The sequence below is a fragment of the Arthrobacter sp. PM3 genome, from assembly GCF_003352915.1.
GTDB lineage: Bacteria > Actinomycetota > Actinomycetes > Actinomycetales > Micrococcaceae > Arthrobacter.
In genome coordinates this window covers 2,308,340-2,323,252 of sequence record NZ_CP022314.1, presented here as the reverse complement: position 1 = coordinate 2,323,252, position 14,913 = coordinate 2,308,340, and the positions used below count along the sequence as shown (strand labels likewise).

Annotated in this window: 12 protein-coding genes and 1 riboswitch; of the genes, 4 read left to right on the top strand and 8 right to left on the bottom strand. The window is 67.7% G+C overall.

Features of this window, described 5'->3' with window-relative positions; genetic code table 11:
* The 5 genes from glyA to CFN17_RS10690 all read right to left on the bottom strand — a co-directional run.
* On the bottom strand, nt 1-1,283 hold a 1,283-nt coding region (glyA, locus tag CFN17_RS10710; RefSeq protein ID WP_315968632.1), incomplete at its 3' end, for a serine hydroxymethyltransferase.
* Nucleotides 1,280-1,666 carry a glycine cleavage system protein GcvH gene (gene gcvH / locus CFN17_RS10705; protein WP_208747703.1) on the bottom strand — a complete coding sequence of 129 codons (387 nt, stop codon included), beginning with the start codon at nt 1,664-1,666 and terminating at the stop codon, nt 1,280-1,282. The genes gcvH and glyA, both read right to left, overlap by 4 nt.
* Before the next feature lie 80 nt (nt 1,667-1,746).
* Nucleotides 1,747-2,880, bottom strand: a complete 1,134-nt coding sequence (gcvT, locus tag CFN17_RS10700; RefSeq protein ID WP_208747702.1) for a glycine cleavage system aminomethyltransferase GcvT — start codon at nt 2,878-2,880, stop codon at nt 1,747-1,749.
* Between the two features lie 9 nt (nt 2,881-2,889).
* On the bottom strand, nt 2,890-5,751 hold the full coding sequence (gene gcvP, locus CFN17_RS10695) for an aminomethyl-transferring glycine dehydrogenase (protein ID WP_208747701.1): 2,862 nt from the start codon (nt 5,749-5,751) through the stop codon (nt 2,890-2,892).
* A gap of 146 nt (nt 5,752-5,897) precedes the next feature.
* Nucleotides 5,898-5,996, bottom strand: a riboswitch (glycine riboswitch).
* 129 nt (nt 5,997-6,125) lie between these two features.
* The gene (locus CFN17_RS10690; RefSeq protein WP_208751439.1) at nt 6,126-6,665 is read right to left on the bottom strand and encodes a TetR/AcrR family transcriptional regulator; all 540 of its coding nucleotides are present in this window, start codon (nt 6,663-6,665) and stop codon (nt 6,126-6,128) included.
* Between the two features lie 90 nt (nt 6,666-6,755).
* On the opposite strand from CFN17_RS10690, the gene CFN17_RS10685 reads away from it, so the two are divergent.
* The gene (locus CFN17_RS10685) at nt 6,756-8,330 is read left to right on the top strand and encodes an MFS transporter (protein WP_208747700.1); all 1,575 of its coding nucleotides are present in this window, start codon (nt 6,756-6,758) and stop codon (nt 8,328-8,330) included.
* An 83-nt stretch (nt 8,331-8,413) separates the two neighbouring features.
* Here the strand turns inward: CFN17_RS10685 and CFN17_RS10680 are convergent, their stop codons facing one another.
* Nucleotides 8,414-8,893, bottom strand: coding sequence for a Dps family protein (locus tag CFN17_RS10680; protein ID WP_208747699.1), 480 nt, complete (start codon nt 8,891-8,893; stop codon nt 8,414-8,416).
* A 463-nt stretch (nt 8,894-9,356) separates the two neighbouring features.
* Between CFN17_RS10680 and CFN17_RS10675 the strand changes: the two genes are divergently transcribed.
* Together CFN17_RS10675 and CFN17_RS10670 are read left to right on the top strand one after the other, a co-directional pair.
* Nucleotides 9,357-10,955 carry a glycoside hydrolase family 68 protein gene (locus tag CFN17_RS10675; RefSeq protein ID WP_208747698.1) on the top strand — a complete coding sequence of 533 codons (1,599 nt, stop codon included), beginning with the start codon at nt 9,357-9,359 and terminating at the stop codon, nt 10,953-10,955.
* 111 nt (nt 10,956-11,066) lie between these two features.
* Nucleotides 11,067-13,037 (top strand): glycoside hydrolase family 32 protein, encoded by a 1,971-nt coding sequence (locus CFN17_RS10670; RefSeq protein WP_261792153.1) that lies wholly within the window; start codon nt 11,067-11,069, stop codon nt 13,035-13,037.
* Between the two features lie 3 nt (nt 13,038-13,040).
* Here the strand turns inward: CFN17_RS10670 and CFN17_RS10665 are convergent, their stop codons facing one another.
* Nucleotides 13,041-13,859, bottom strand: coding sequence for a sigma-70 family RNA polymerase sigma factor (locus CFN17_RS10665; protein ID WP_208747697.1), 819 nt, complete (start codon nt 13,857-13,859; stop codon nt 13,041-13,043).
* A gap of 258 nt (nt 13,860-14,117) precedes the next feature.
* Here CFN17_RS10665 and flgN point away from each other — a divergent pair, with 258 nt between their 5' ends.
* Nucleotides 14,118-14,633 carry a flagellar export chaperone FlgN gene (gene flgN / locus CFN17_RS10660; protein WP_208747696.1) on the top strand — a complete coding sequence of 172 codons (516 nt, stop codon included), beginning with the start codon at nt 14,118-14,120 and terminating at the stop codon, nt 14,631-14,633.
* A gap of 26 nt (nt 14,634-14,659) precedes the next feature.
* Here the strand turns inward: flgN and CFN17_RS10655 are convergent, their stop codons facing one another.
* Entirely contained in the window at nt 14,660-14,905 is a 246-nt protein-coding gene (locus tag CFN17_RS10655) for a carbon storage regulator (RefSeq protein WP_208747695.1), read from the bottom strand.
* Nucleotides 14,906-14,913: the final 8 nt, after the last annotated feature.

Genomic DNA, 14,913 nt, shown 5'->3' with positions numbered 1-14,913 from the left:
GCGGCGAGGGCCTGGACGCGGGTGCGCAGGCCGGTCAGGTCGGTGCCGGCGTCGGCGGTGAGGGCCTCGGCGATGATGTCCGCGACCTCGGTGAACGCGGCCTCGCCGAAGCCGCGGGTGGCCAGGGCGGGGGTGCCGATCCGGAGCCCGGAGGTGACCATCGGCGGGCGCGGGTCGAACGGGACGGCGTTGCGGTTGACGGTGATGTCGATCGCGGCGAGCCGGTCCTCGGCTTCCTGGCCGTTGAGGTCGCAGTCGCGCAGGTCCACCAGGACCAGGTGCACGTCGGTGCCGCCGGAGACCACGGAAATGCCCTTCGCGGCGACGTCGTCCCGGGTGAGCCGGTCGGCGAGGATCCGGGCGCCGGCCAGGACGCGTGCCTGCCGTTCCCGGAACTCGTCGGTGCCGGCGATCTTGAACGCCACNGCCTTNCCGGCGATCACGTGCTCGAGCGGGCCGCCCTGCTGGCCGGGGAACACCGCGGAGTTGATCTTCTTGGCGATCTCGGCGTCGTTGGACAGGATGATCCCGCCGCGCGGACCGGCGAGGGTCTTGTGCGTCGTGGANGTCGTGACGTGGGCGTGCGGGACCGGGGACGGGTGCAGCCCGGCCGCGACGAGCCCGGCGAAGTGCGCCATGTCCACCATCAGGTACGCCCCGACGGCGTCGGCGATCCGCCGGAACTCGGCGAAGTCCAGCTGCCGGGCGTACGCGGACCAGCCGGCCACGATCAGCGCCGGCNNGTGTTCCAGGGCCAGGGCCTCGACCTCGGCCATGTCCACGGTGTGCGTGTCCGCCCGGACCCCGTACGGGACCACGTTGTAGAGCTTGCCGGAGAAGTTGATCCGCATCCCGTGGGTCAGGTGCCCGCCGTGGGCCAGGTTCAGGCCCATGATCGTGTCCCCCGGCTTGATCAGNGCGTGCATCACGGAGGCGTTGGCCTGCGCGCCGGAGTGCGGCTGNACGTTCGCGTACCCGGCNCCGAAGAGGGCCTTGAGCCGGTCGATCGCGAGCTGTTCGATCACGTCGACATGCTCGCAGCCGCCGTAGTACCGCTTGCCCGGGTACCCTTCGGCGTACTTGTTCGTCAGCACCGAGCCCTGCGCCTGCATCACCGCGGCCGCGGTGTGGTTCTCCGAGGCGATCATCTCCAGGCCGCCGCGCTGCCGGCCCAGCTCCGCGTCGATCCCCGCCGCGATCTCCGGGTCCAGGACGGACAGGTCCGCATCCAGCGACGGCGAGACGACCTGCTCAAAGCCGGTTTGAGTTACCGAAGCGCTCACAGTTCGCCGCCATTCTTGGCCGCGTATTCCTCGGCCGAGAGCAGCGGGCCCTCGGACTCCACGGCGACCTTGAACAGCCAGCCGGCACCGTACGGGTCGCTGTTGATCAGCGCCGGGTCCGCGACGACGGCGTCGTTGACCTCCGTGACCTCGCCCGTGACCGGGGCATACAGGTCCGACACGGACTTCGTCGACTCGACCTCACCGCAGGTCTCCCCGGCGGTCACGGTGGAGCCGACCTCCGGCAGGTCCACATACACGATGTCACCCAGGGCATCGGTGGCGACGGCGGAGATGCCGATGGACACCGTGCTGGAGCCGGCCTCCCGTGCGACCCATTCGTGCTCGTCGGAGTACTGCAGTTCGGGGGCAACTTTTGCCATGTTTTAGTTCCTTAAGTCTTGATGTGCGAAAAGTGAGGGAGCGTCGACGCAACCACTGCGAAAAGTGAGGGAGCGTCGGGTTATTTCTGGCGCTTGTAGAAGGGCAGGGCCACGACTTCGAAGGGCTCGGCCTTGCCGCGGAGGTCGATGTCCAGGGCCGTGCCGGGCTCGGTGAACTCGACGTCGACGTAGGCCATCGCGACCGGGTAGCCCAGGCTAGGGCTGGGCTGGCCGGAAGTGACCTCACCGACCACGTTGCCGTCTTTCAGGACCGGATAGTGGCCGCGGCCGGCCCGGCGGCCGAGGCCCTTGAGCCCGACCAGCCTGCGGCCGCTGGTGGACCCGGCGCCGGCTTCCTTCTTGGCGGCCAGCGCGTCCTTGCCGATGAAGTCGCCTTCCTTCGACAGCGCGACGACGGGTCCCAGTCCCGCGGCAAACGGATCGCCGTCGAGGGAGAGTTCGTTGCCGTAGAGCGGCATCCCGGCCTCCAGACGCAGCGAGTCACGGGAGGCGAGGCCGGCGGGCGTCAGTTCGCCCTCTTCGGCGATGGCGATGAGCGCCTGCCAAAGGGCGGCGGCGTCGGCGTTGCCCACGAAGATTTCAAAGCCGTCCTCGCCGGTGTAGCCGGTGCGGGCCAGCAGGAGCTCCTGGCCGGCGCCGGCGACCATGAAGGGGACGTCCACGGCGGCGTAGTACTTCAGGCCGGTGACGAGCCCGTGGTCCGCGGCGGGGACCAGGCGGAGCAGGATGGCCTCGGCTTTGGGGCCCTGCACGGCGATCAGCGAGGTTTCGGCGGAGGCGTCGGCCACCGTGACGTTGAAGCCGGCAGCCCGCTCGGCCAGCGCAGCGGCGACCACGACGGCGTTGCCCGCGTTCGGGACCACCAGGAACTTCTCCTCGCCCCGGCGGTAGGTGATGAGGTCGTCGATGATGCCGCCGTCCTCGTTGCAGATCAGCGAGTACTTGGCCTTGCCGACCGCCATCGCGGAGATCTTGCCCACGAGGGCGTAGTCGAGGAAGGCCGCGGCGTCCGGGCCGGTGACCCAGACCTCGCCCATGTGGGAGAGGTCGAACAGGCCTGCGGAGTTGCGGACGGCGTGGTGCTCGGCGAGTTCGGAGGAGTATTTCAGCGGCATCTGCCAGCCGCCGAAGTCGGTGAAGGACGCGCCGAGCTTTTTGTGCTCTTCGTAAAGTGCCGTGTAGTTCTCAGACATCAGAAACCCTTAGTTCTCGAATTCGGACAGCGGCGGGCAGGAGCAGATCAGGTTGCGGTCACCGGCGGCGCCGTCGATTCGGCCGACCGGCGGGAAGTACTTGTCCTGCCTGAGCGTGTGGACGGGGAAGACGGCCTGCTCGCGCGGGTACTCGCGGGTCCAGTCGGAGGATACGACGGCGGCTGCCGTGTGGGGTGCGTTGCGCAGCGGGGAGTTCTCCACGGTGAAGTCGCCGGCGGCGACCTGGTCGATTTCGGCCCGGATGGCGATCATGGCCGTGATGAAGCGGTCGATCTCGCCCAGGTCCTCGGACTCGGTGGGCTCCACCATGAGGGTGCCGGCCACCGGGAAGGACAGGGTGGGGGCGTGGAAGCCGTAGTCGATGAGGCGCTTGGCCACGTCCTCGGCGGTCACGCCGGTCCTGGCGGTGAGTTCGCGCAGGTCCAGGATGCACTCGTGCGCCACCAGCCCGCCCTCGCCGGTGTAGAGCACCGGGAAGTGCTCGTCCAGGCGGGTCGCGATGTAGTTCGCCGCGAGCAGGGCGGACTTGGTCGCCTCGGTCAGGCCCCGACCGCCCATGAGCTTCACGTACGCCCAGGAGATCGGCAGAACCCCGGCGGAGCCGTAACGGGAGGCCGAGATCGGGGAGCCTTCGGCGCCGTTGGCCGGATCGGCGGCGTTGCCTGGCATGAACGGGGCCAGGTGGGCCTTGGCCGCGACCGGGCCGACGCCGGGTCCGCCGCCGCCGTGCGGGATGCAGAAGGTCTTGTGCAGGTTCAGGTGCGAGACGTCGCCGCCGAACTGACCCGGCTGGGCCAGGCCCACGAGGGCGTTGAGGTTGGCGCCGTCGATGTAGACCTGGCCGCCGGCGGCATGGACCGCGTCGCAGACCTCGCGGACGTCGGCGTCGTATACCCCGTGGGTGGACGGGTAGGTGATCATGATTGCCGACAGGGCGTCCTTGTTGGCCTCGATCTTCGCGGTCAGGTCCGCGTGGTCGATCGTGCCGTCGGAGGCGGTGGCCACGACGACGACCTTCATGCCGGCCAGCACGGCCGAGGCGGCGTTGGTGCCGTGCGCCGAGGCCGGGATCAGGCAGATATTGCGCTGCGCGTCGCCGCGGGAGAGGTGGTAGCCGCGGATGGCCAGCAGGCCGGCGAGTTCGCCCTGGGAGCCGGCGTTGGGCTGGATGGAGACCTGGTCGTACCCGGTGATCTCGGTCAGCTGGGCCTCAAGGTCCGCGATGAGTTCCCGCCAGCCCTCGGTCTGCGAGTCCGGGGCGAACGGGTGGATGGAGGCGAACTCCGGCCAGGAAATGGCTTCCATCTCGGCCGTGGCGTTCAGCTTCATGGTGCACGAACCCAGCGGGATCATGGTCCGGTCCAGGGCCAGGTCACGGTCCGAGAGGCGGCGGATGTAGCGCAGCAGCTGCGTCTCGGAGCGGTGCGTGTTGAACACCGGGTGCTGCAGGTAGTCGGACGTGCGCTCGACGGCGGGGTCCAGGCCGAACCCTTCAGAAGTGTCGGTGACAGACGCGCCGAACGCGGCGATGACGTCAGCAACGATGTGCACAGTCGTGGCCTCGTCGGCGGAGATTCCGACGGTGTCGGCGTCGATGGCCCGCAGGTTGACGCCCTTGGCCTCGGCGGCGGCGATGATCTCTGCTGCCCGGCCCGGCACGGAGACGGTGATGGTGTCGAAGAAGGAGGTGTGCAGCACGTCCAGGCCGGCGGCCTTCAGCGAGGCGGCGATGGTCCTGGCGTGGACGTGGACTGATTGGGCGATGGCCTTCAGCCCGTCGGGGCCGTGGTAGACGGCGTAGAACGAGGACACGATTGCCAGCAGGGCCTGCGCGGTGCAGATGTTGGACGTGGCCTTCTCACGGCGGATGTGCTGCTCGCGGGTCTGCAGCGCCAGCCGGTAGGCCGGGACGCCGGCGTTGTCCTTGGAGACGCCCACGAGGCGGCCGGGCATGGAACGCTCAAGGCCCTTCTGGACGGCCATGTACGCCGCGTGCGGGCCGCCGAAGAACAGCGGCACGCCGAAACGCTGCGCGGAGCCGACCGCGATGTCCGCGCCCTGCTCACCCGGAGGGGTGATGAGCGTGAGAGCCAGGAGGTCGGCGGCGACGGTGACGAGGGCGCCGCGTTCCTTGGCCTCGGCGATCACAGCGGACTGGTCCCACACCCGGCCGGAGACGCCGGGCTGCTGCAGCACGATGCCGTTGATGACGCCCTCGGGCAGGCCCTTGGAAAGATCCGCGACCTCGACTTCGAAGCCCAGCGCCTCGGCGCGGCCCTTGACGATCGCGATGGTCTGCGGCAGGCAGTCGGCGTCCAGGACGGTCTTGCCGTCATGGGCCGTCTTGTCCTTGTTCGCGCGGCGCATCATCAGCACGGCCTCGGCCACGGCGGTGGCTTCATCCAGCAGCGAGGCGTTGGCGATCGGCAGGCCGACGAGGTCCTGGACCATGGTCTGGAAGTTCAGCAGCGCCTCGAGCCGGCCCTGGGAGATTTCCGGCTGGTACGGCGTGTAGGCGGTGTACCAGGCCGGGGCCTCGAGGATGTTGCGGCGGATCACCGCCGGGGTCACGGTGTCGTAATAGCCCTGCCCGATCATCTGCACGGCCGTCTTGTTCTTCGCCGCCAGCTTGCGCAGCTCGGCGAGGACCTCAACCTCACTGAGGGCCGCGGCGAGCGCGAGGTCGGAGTCCTGGCGGATGTCCTTCGGGACGGCGGTGTCCACCAGCGCGTCGACGGTGTCGTGGCCGACAGCCTTCAGCATGGTGTCGACGTCGGACTGGCGGCGGGCGCCGATGTGCCGGTCGACGAAGGACGTGGACGCTGGGGTAACAGTCACAAGGAACTCCATAACTCAGGCGGCGCAGGGTACGCCACAGTGATTCGGGTTCCTCCCCACTCTGTATTGGACCTGAGAGTTTCCGCGGACGCTTATCCGCTTGCACCGTCGGTGAGCACAGCATGTCCGAAAGACAGCCTGCTACTTTCCAGAGATGCCTTGCCGCGGCGGTACATGGGCCTGAGAGATTCCTGGGGAGGATTTGCTCCTACGGCGCCTGCTTGTACCTACTTGCAGGACTCTCCCGCCGCAGATCAAAGGCGTATTCAATTTGAATTTAATTCGGGGGTGACAGCTGTCACAGCCTCCATTGTCCTATGCCGGACGCGCGTCCGCAAACTCCCGGCCGTCGCCGCTCCGGGGTTACCTGCGGTGTGCCGGCGGCCTCAGTCGCGCAGCCGTTCGACGGCGGCCAGGAGACTCTCAACCTCCGCCTCAATCGCACCGGGCGGGCCGCCGGGCCCCCGGCCCAGCATGGCGTTGAAGTACAGCCCGTCCCCCATATAGAGGACGGCTTTCGCCATGGCCGGTCCGACGTCGGCCGCCAGCAGTTCCAGCCAACTGGCCTGGCCCGCGGCGAAGCGGCGCTGGGTTTCCTCGTGCGCCACCTCCGCGAGCCGGGTGGCCGCCACGAAGACCCGGTCCATGGGCGTGTCCGCCCACACCGAGGACTTGATGAAGTACGCCGCCGCCCCCTCCGGCGCGGCGGCCATGGCCGCGACGTCCGCCGCCAGGTGCCGGTCCAGCCGCTCCAGCAGGACCGTGATCATCGCCTCTTTGGTCGGGAAATGGTAGAGCAGGCCACCCTTGGAGACGCCGGCCCGCCGCGCGACCGCATCGAGGGTGGCAGCGCGCTCCCCCACCTCGATCAGCAGGGATTCAAAGGCGTCGAGGACGGCCTCGCGGGCCACGGGTTTCCTGGGCATGGTTCCCATCATGCCTGCCGTGGCGGGCATTTTCCGATTTCATCACCGCCATTTCGTAACTGTACCGTCCAGACGGTACAGTTATATTTCATGAGCACTGCATCGATCACCGCATCCGCCGGCAACCCGGCAGCCATCGGCCCCCGCGCGCCCTGGCGCGACTGGGTGGCGTTGGCCCTGCTGATGTTCCCCGTCCTGCTTGTGGCGGTGGACAACACCGCCCTGACGTTCGCGCTGCCGGCCATCGCGCGCAGCCTGGATGCCTCCGGCGTGGAACTGCTGTGGATTGTTGACGCCTATCCGCTGGTCCTGGCCGGACTGCTGGTGGCGATGGGCAGCCTCGGCGACAGGATCGGACGGCGCCGGCTCCTGTTCGTCGGCGGGGCGGGCTTCGCCGCGGTGTCGGCCGCCACGGCGTTTGCACCGAGTGCCGAATGGCTGATCGCCGGCCGTGCCGGCCTGGGCTTCTTCGGCGCCATGCTCATGCCATCCACCCTCTCCCTGATCCGGAACATCTTTCCGCAGCCCAACCGGCGCCGGCTGGCCGTCGCGATCTGGGCCGCGGGTTTCTCCGGTGGCGCGGCCCTCGGCCCGATTGCCGGCGGGTGGCTTGTGGAGCACTTCTGGTGGGGTGCCGTCCTGCTGGTCGCGGTACCCATCATCCTGCCGCTGCTGTTGCTCGGTCCGGCCCTGATCCCGGAATCCCGCGACCCCAAGCCGGGCCGCGTGGACGTGCCCAGCATCGTCTTGTCGCTGCTGGTCATGGTGCCGGTGGTCTACGGGATCAAGGCCCTGGCCAGCCACGGTCCGGCACCGGAGGCCTTCGTGAGCATCGGGGCCGGGCTACTGATGGGCTACGTCTTCGTCCGGCGGCAGCACGCACTGGCCCGCGGCACGGCTGCCGCGCCGATGCTGGACCTCAGCCTTTTCGGCAACCGGGTCTTCAGCACGGCCATCATCGCGAACGTCCTGGCGCTGTTCTCCTTCAACGGGTTCATCCTGTTCCTCGCCCAGCACCTGCAACTGCTGGAAGGCATGTCCCCCTCGGCGTCCGGCGTCGCCATGGTCCCGGCCCTCATTGCGACCGTGGTCGCGGGCCTGCTGGTGGTGCCGCTGGTGCGCAAGGTCCGGCCGGGCTTCGTCGTGGCCGGCGGCCTGCTGCTGAGCGCATCGGGATATTTCCTCGTGGCATTCGGGGACCACAGCCACGGCCCGGCCCTGCTGCTGGGCGCGCTGATGGTTCTGTGCCTGGGCGTGGGGGCTGCGGAGACAATCTCCAACGACCTCATCCTGGGCGCCGCCCCGGCCGACAAGTCCGGCGCGGCCGCGGCGATCTCCGAGACCGGCTATGAGGTGGGGTCCCTGCTGGGCACGGCAATTCTCGGGTCCATCCTGACGGCCTCCTACCAGGGCAACCTCCGGCTTCCCGCCGAAGTGTCCGACGCCGCTCCGGCCGGGTCGGTGGGCCAGGCCGGGGAGACCCTGGCCGGCGCGGTGGAGCTCGCCCAGTCGCTGCCCGGCCCGCTCGCGGAGGCCGTGACGGCGGCCGCACGGTCGGCCTTCGACTCCGGCGTCCACATCACGGCCACCATCGCCCTGGTCCTGATGGCCGGGGCCTGCGTCCTCGCCGCAGCGGTGCTGCGGAAGGTGCCGACCGCGAAGTAGCGGGAGATCGCCGGCGGGCATTAAACGCAGCGTCCGGCGCCGGGGTATCCCGGTGCCGGACGCCTGATCCGTGCAGTGGCCGCCTACTTGCTCTCAGGCTTGGTCACTTTGGCGGTGGGCTTCATGGTTTCGGCGTTCACCAGCCACGCGAACTGCTCCAGCCTGCCGATGAACTCGTGCAGCAGATCCGCCGTCGTGGGGTCTTCCTCATCCACCTCGTCGTGAACTTTGCGCATGGTGCCGACGGCAGCCTCCAGCGCGGCGACAATCCGCTCGATGGCGTCCTTGGTGTCAACCAGGCCGGCCGGGAACTCGGCGAGGGCGGTGGACTTGGACACCGTGGCGCTGCGCCCATCCGGCAGCGCGTGGAGGGCGCGCATCCGCTCGGCGAGGTCGTCCGCGAATCCGCGGGCGGCATCGATGATCTCGTCCAGCTGCAGGTGGAGGTCGCGGAAGTTGGTCCCGACGATGTTCCAGTGCGCCTGCTTGCCCTGGACGTGAAGCTCGATCAGGTCCACTAGCACGGCCTGCAGGTTGCTTGTCAGCGTGGGTGTTGCCTTCATGAATCCTCCTGGATTGGTCTGAATACCGTTGGGTCGGATGATTCCGACGCTACCCCACAACCGGCGGATCCCAAACGACGTGCGGCCACGGTGCAACGAACGCGTGAACATGAGACGCCCGGAAAATTAAAGCAGATTTATTTTTGACACATTTGACGCGAGCTTCGTGGCGTGGCACGCGCGCGCGATAATTTGCGCAAGCGCTTACATGATCCGCGCCAGGAGCCTCTTCGGTGGCAGAAATGTGTATTTGAATCTTCGCCCGGGCTGTCTAGGGTTTTGATCGGTCCAGGAAATCATCACCTTCCCGGGCCACCAGGCGGGGTCCTACCGAGGCCCCGTCTGCTCGACACAATGGCGTCCTCGATGACGCCGCAGTGTTGTCGAGGACTGTCGGAGTTTCGGGAAATGAGGGCACCCGCCCATCTTCCACGAATGGTCTCACTCCGCGAGAAGAGCAACAATGCACAAGCACCCCTATAAACCCCCGATGCTGCGGCGGCGTTCCGTCGCCGCAGCACTGGCGGCGGCCGTGGCGGCCTCCGTCTTCCTTGCCGTGCCGTCCGCGCAGGCCAACACGCCCTCGGACCCGCCCAGCAGCGACCAGATGCCGGCTCCGACGCCCGGTTTCCCCCTGCCCACGAAGCACACCCAGCAGGCATTCGACCCGGCCGCGGCCTTCACCTCCAAGTGGACCCGCGCGGACGCCAAGCAGATCATGGCCCAAAGCAGCACGAACGTGGCCCCAGGCCAGAATTCCATGAGCCCGAACGTCACCATGCCGGAAATCCCCAAGGATTTCCCCGCCATGAACGACGACGTGTGGGTTTGGGACACCTGGTCCCTGACGGACGAGAACGCCAACCAGATCAGCTACAAGGGCTGGGACGTCATCTTCTCCCTCGTTGCCGACCGCCACGCCGGCTACGGCTTCGACCAGCGGCACTGGAACGCCAGGATCGGCTATTTCTTCCGCAAGACCAACGCAGACCCGGCCAAGGACAAGTGGAACTACGGCGGACACCTGTTCCTGGACAACACCTCGATCGGCAACACCGAATGGTCCGGCTCCACCCGCCTCATGCAGGGGAACCACGTCAATGTCTTCTACACGGCAACCACGTTCTACGACGTTGCCGAACGCAACGCCGGTGGCGGCGGAATCGCCCCGGATGCCGTGATCGCCAAGGCGCTGGGCAACATCCACGCTGGCCAGAACGGTGTGAGCTTCGACGGCTTCGTACACACCAAGCTTCTGGAGCCGGACGGCGTCCTGTACCAGAACAAGGCCCAGAACCCTGGCTTTGCCTTCCGGGACCCCTACACGTTCGTAGACCCGGCGCAGCCCGGCAAGACCTTCATGGTGTTCGAAGGCAACACCGGCGGCAAGCGGGGCGACTACAAATGCAAGGACGAGGACCTGGGCTACCGGCCAGGCGATCCCCACGCCGAATCCACCAGCGCCGTGAACAGCACAACCGGCTCGTGGTTCCAGACCGCCAACGTGGGCCTGGCCGTCGCGGACAACAAGGACCTGACTCAGTGGCACTTCCTGCCCCCGATCCTGTCCGCCAACTGTGTCAACGACCAGACCGAGCGTCCGCAGATCTTCATCCAGAATGAGGGCGGCAAGAACAAGTACTACCTCTTCACCATCAGCCACCAGTTCACCTACGCGGACGGGATGCGGGGCCCGGACGGCGTCTACGGTTTCGTGGGCGACGGTGTCCGGTCCGACTACCAGCCGATGAACAACAGCGGCCTTGCCCTGGCCTCCCCCACGGACCTGAACATGCCGGCCAACGCGCCCGAGGGTCCGGATCCCCGCCAGAACGGCCGCCAGTTCCAGGCCTACTCGCACTACGTGCAGCCCGGCGGACTGGTGCAGTCCTTCATCGACAACGTGGACGGTGTCCGCGGCGGGTCGCTCTCTCCCACCGTGAAGATCAACTTCCGGAACGGGGTCTCGGCCGTTGACCGCAGCTTTGGCCAGAACGGGCTGGGCCCGTTCGGCTACCTGCCCACGAACGTCAAAGTCGGCGGTGCCGGACTCTACAAGTAGTTCAGCCTTAAGGCAGCAGTAAGGGGAAGCGCCCGGAAATCCCGGGCGCTTCCGTCCTTTACAGGTAGTCCGGCAGCTTCGCGGCGCTACCAGAATCAGGGATGTTGAATCGTGGAAAACCTTGTCCGCCCCGGCACGTCGAAACTGCGGGCCATCTGGATCGTGGCGGCAGCAGCAGCGGCGGTCGTGCTTGCCGTGATGGCGCTGGTCCCTGCGGCGGGCCCCCGGCCGGTTGCCCCAGCCCAGGCCGAACAGGCTCTCCTGCGCATCGCCGAAGCGCAGGCTGAGGCCAAGGCAACCCACGGACGGTACGGGTCCTATTGGCCTGGCGGCGGTGACCGAACGCTTGAAAAACTGGCGCATCCGATCCCCGTCGGCGCCGTGACGGACCTGCGAAGCATCGAATGTGCCGGCGGGTGGGTGGCAGCCGCGCGGGTTGGAACCGACGTCGAGGTGATCACCAGCCTGCAGGACCGGGCGGTGCGCGCCGGATCGGCGGACGTTGTCCGGCCGGAGTGCATGACGCCTGAAGCCGTCCAGTCCATGCTCGCGGATATGGGCGTTCCCCGGCCGGCGCCGGCACCCGAGGTTTCAGCTTTCGGCCGGCCCGACGGCGCATCCGGGTTCCGGCCGAGCTATCACATCACGCCCGCGAAGAACTGGATGAACGATCCGCAGCGTCCCATCCTACTGGACGGGGTGTGGCACTACTACTACCTCTACAACGCCGGATACCCGGACGAGAACGGCACGGAGTGGTACCACCTGACGAGCACGGACCTGGTGCACTGGAAGGACGAGGGGGTCGCGATCGCCAAGTACAAGAACGGCCTGGGCGATATCGAGACCGGAAGCACCGTGATTGACCAAGACAACTCGGCCGGCTTCGGCAAAGGGGCCGTGATTGCGGTCATGACGCAGCAGGACCGGGGCATCCAGCGGCAATCCCTGTTCTACTCCACCGACAACGGATACTCCTTCACCGCGTATGCACAGAACCCGGTCATGGACAACCCCGGGCAACCGGACTGGCGGGATCCCAAAATCATCCGCGATGACGCCCGCGGCCAATGGGTGATGACCCTCGCCGAAGGCGACAAGATCGGCATCTACACCTCACCTGACCTGAAGAACTGGCGCTACGCATCCGGCGTCGAACGCACCGGCCTGGGCACACTCGAATGCCCGGAACTGTTCCAGCTGGACCTCGACGGCGATCCCTCCAGACGGACCTGGGTCCTGGCCGCAAGCGCGAACGGGACGGCGGAGGGATTCACCACGGGCGTTGCGTACTGGACAGGTGCGTGGGACGGAACACACTTCACGCCATCGGACGGGCAGCACCAGTGGCTCGACGCCGGCTCCGATTTCTACGCCGCTGTGACCTGGGATGATCCCAGGCTCACCGAAAGCCAGCGGATGTACTCCCGGCAGGCTATGGGGTGGATGAACAACTGGGCCTACGCACGGCAGCTGCCCACCGTAGACTGGCACGGCGGCGCCGACTCCCTGGTGCGTGAGATCAGGCTCGAAACAGTCAGGGGCAAACCAACCCTTGTCTCGGCACCGGCGGCCGCCATGACGTCACTCGAAGGCCCGGCGGTAACGGCCGGTGAACGTCGAATGACCCCGGACGGCGCCGGACAGCTGCCCGTTCCGGAGGGCGGCGCCTACCGCCTCGATATGACCATTGAGCGCGCGGCGGGCGACGACGGGTCCGAAGCAAGAATTGAGCTCGGGAGCGGCAGCCGAACGTTCGCGACGGTCGGATACGACTTCGCGGATGAATCGGCGTTCATCTCGCGCGATGCCGACGCCGCCGCGACGGGCACGGCCAGCCTCAGTGCGGACTACAGGGCATCGCGCCGCGCGGCCAGCCCGCCGCGTGACGGGAAAGTGGAGCTGACGATATTCGTCGACTATTGCTCGGTGGAGGTTTTCATCAACGGCGGGGAAAAGACCATGACATCGCTCGTCTTCCCCACCCACGGGACGCCGGGCATCAAAGCTGTCTCGGCAGGGGGCGATCTGACGCTCATATCCTTCAGCTACAGGCCGCTGGCCGGAAGCAGTGGTTCGTGACGCTCAGACGGCCTCGTTCAGGACCGGTCCTTGGGGGAAGATGGCCCGTGTGATGCCCCCGGCGGTCGCCTCGGAGAGCTGCGCCAGGTAATCGTTGCGGCGCCGGGGGGTAATTCTGGACTGCGGTTCGAAAGGCTGCCCGGGGTCGTCGGTGTAGTGGGCTGTCAGCCCGTCACGCATGAGCCGGATGGCCTCGGACCGCTGCTGGGACACGGCGGCGTGCGTGGATCCGAGTTCCGCGGCCAGGTCCTTGACCGTCCTGTCACCGAAGTAGATCTCCTCGACGACGTAGCGCATCCGCTCCGGGAGGGACTTCACGGCGGCACGCAGGTACTGGAGGCGTTCGTCCGCGAGCACGGAATGTTCCGGCGAGAGGGTTTCCGCGGCCAGGGTGTCCACCACGGCCTCATCGAGGGGCGTCAGTGTGCGGGAGGCGTCTGCGAGCGCGGCCTCGACGACGCTTTGCTGGACGCCCAGGGCGGAGGCGATCTCGTCCACGGTGGGCGTGCGGCCCAGGGCCGAGGCCAGCGTTTCCTGGACGGACATGGTTTCCTTGATGCGGCGGCGGGCCGAGCGGGTGGCCCAGTCGCTGGCGCGCATCTCGTCCGCGAAGGCGCCGAGGATGCGGCGGCGGGCGAAGGCGCCGAACGGGACACCGAGATCAGGGTCGAAGGAATCCGCCGAGGTGATCAGGGCAATGGCGCCGGCTGAGGCGAGGTCGTCGCGGGAAAGGTGTGACGCCTTTGAGCATAATTCTGCGACGAGATACCCCACCAGCGGAAGATGCTGCGTGACCATCTCGTTGCGTTCCACGCGATTCACTTCTGTGTCCCCCCATGAGACCGGATCCGAAGGGTCAACGACCCTTAAAACGCCGAGAGCCGCACCCAGGAACGGACCGGTACCCCCCCCATAGGAGTCAGTGCTCGATAAATCTAGTTCCATAGTGGGGTGCAGCACCCATGGTGGAAACCTATCACCTGATCCGGAATCTGCGTGTACCCTCAGGGAAAAGCTTGGCGAAAAATGCGGTAACCGCCCCGTGGCTGTGCATCACAGGGCTGTGAGGGAATGGGGCCCATGAGCGCAAGTGATCTCTCCGCCGCACTGTGGCAGGAGCGGCGGCAGCTGGAGCTGTTGCTGTTCAGGCTGGAAACCCAGCGGCTGCACGTCGAGGCCGGAAACCTCGAGTGGCTGAACTTCATGGCGTCCGAGGTCGAGGCCGTGCTGGACCGGCTGCGTTTCGAGGCGCTGGCCCGGAGTGTCGAGTCCGCGGCCGTCGCGACCGCCTGGGGCCTGCCGGCACAGGCCACGCTCGTGGAGCTGGTTTCGGCCGCGCCCGCCGGCCCGTGGCCGGAGATCCTGCGGGAGCATCTGGACGCCTTGCGGGAGCTGCTGGCCCGGCTCGGTGCGGCCGCCCGCGTCAACGAGGAGGCACTGCAGACCCTCCCGCGGACGGGACGTCCCGGCCCGGCCGGCGCGGCCGGACTGCTGGACCAGCTCACCACCGCGGGAAACCTGGAACGGTCCCTGGCCGTGGTCCGGCGCGCACCCCAGCCTCTCCTGGCCCAGTACCTGGGCGGGGACCGGGGCTGAGGCGGCGCCGATCCGGCGGCCCGGAATCAGCCGGCGGGTGCCGCCGGCGGGGGCACCAGTCCGCGCAGCGCGTCCTCGGTACCGGGGCCGGCGTCGGCCGCTGCGAGGTTGGCCGCCGCGATGGCTTCAATCACTTCCCGGCGCTGGATCGGCACCCCGCGGGGAGCTTCAATGCCTATCCGAACACCGTCGCCGCGGCCTTCCAGGACCGTGATGACGATGCCGTCGCCGATCATGATCTGTTCGCCCGGCTTGCGTGTAAGTACCAGCATCTTCTCAA

Bases quoted from the DNA above. Each gene is read 5' to 3' on its own strand.
- gcvH (WP_208747703.1), bottom strand. From the start codon at position 1,666: ATGGCAAAAGTTGCCCCCGAACTGCAGTACTCCGACGAGCACGAATGG.
- gcvT (WP_208747702.1), bottom strand. From the start codon at position 2,880: ATGTCTGAGAACTACACGGCACTTTACGAAGAGCACAAAAAGCTCGGC.
- gcvP (WP_208747701.1), bottom strand. From the start codon at position 5,751: ATGGAGTTCCTTGTGACTGTTACCCCAGCGTCCACGTCCTTCGTCGAC.
- CFN17_RS10690 (WP_208751439.1), bottom strand. From the start codon at position 6,665: ATGCCCAGGAAACCCGTGGCCCGCGAGGCCGTCCTCGACGCCTTTGAA.
- CFN17_RS10685 (WP_208747700.1), top strand. From the start codon at position 6,756: ATGAGCACTGCATCGATCACCGCATCCGCCGGCAACCCGGCAGCCATC.
- CFN17_RS10680 (WP_208747699.1), bottom strand. From the start codon at position 8,893: ATGAAGGCAACACCCACGCTGACAAGCAACCTGCAGGCCGTGCTAGTG.
- CFN17_RS10675 (WP_208747698.1), top strand. From the start codon at position 9,357: ATGCACAAGCACCCCTATAAACCCCCGATGCTGCGGCGGCGTTCCGTC.
- flgN (WP_208747696.1), top strand. From the start codon at position 14,118: ATGAGCGCAAGTGATCTCTCCGCCGCACTGTGGCAGGAGCGGCGGCAG.
- CFN17_RS10655 (WP_208747695.1), bottom strand. From the start codon at position 14,905: ATGCTGGTACTTACACGCAAGCCGGGCGAACAGATCATGATCGGCGAC.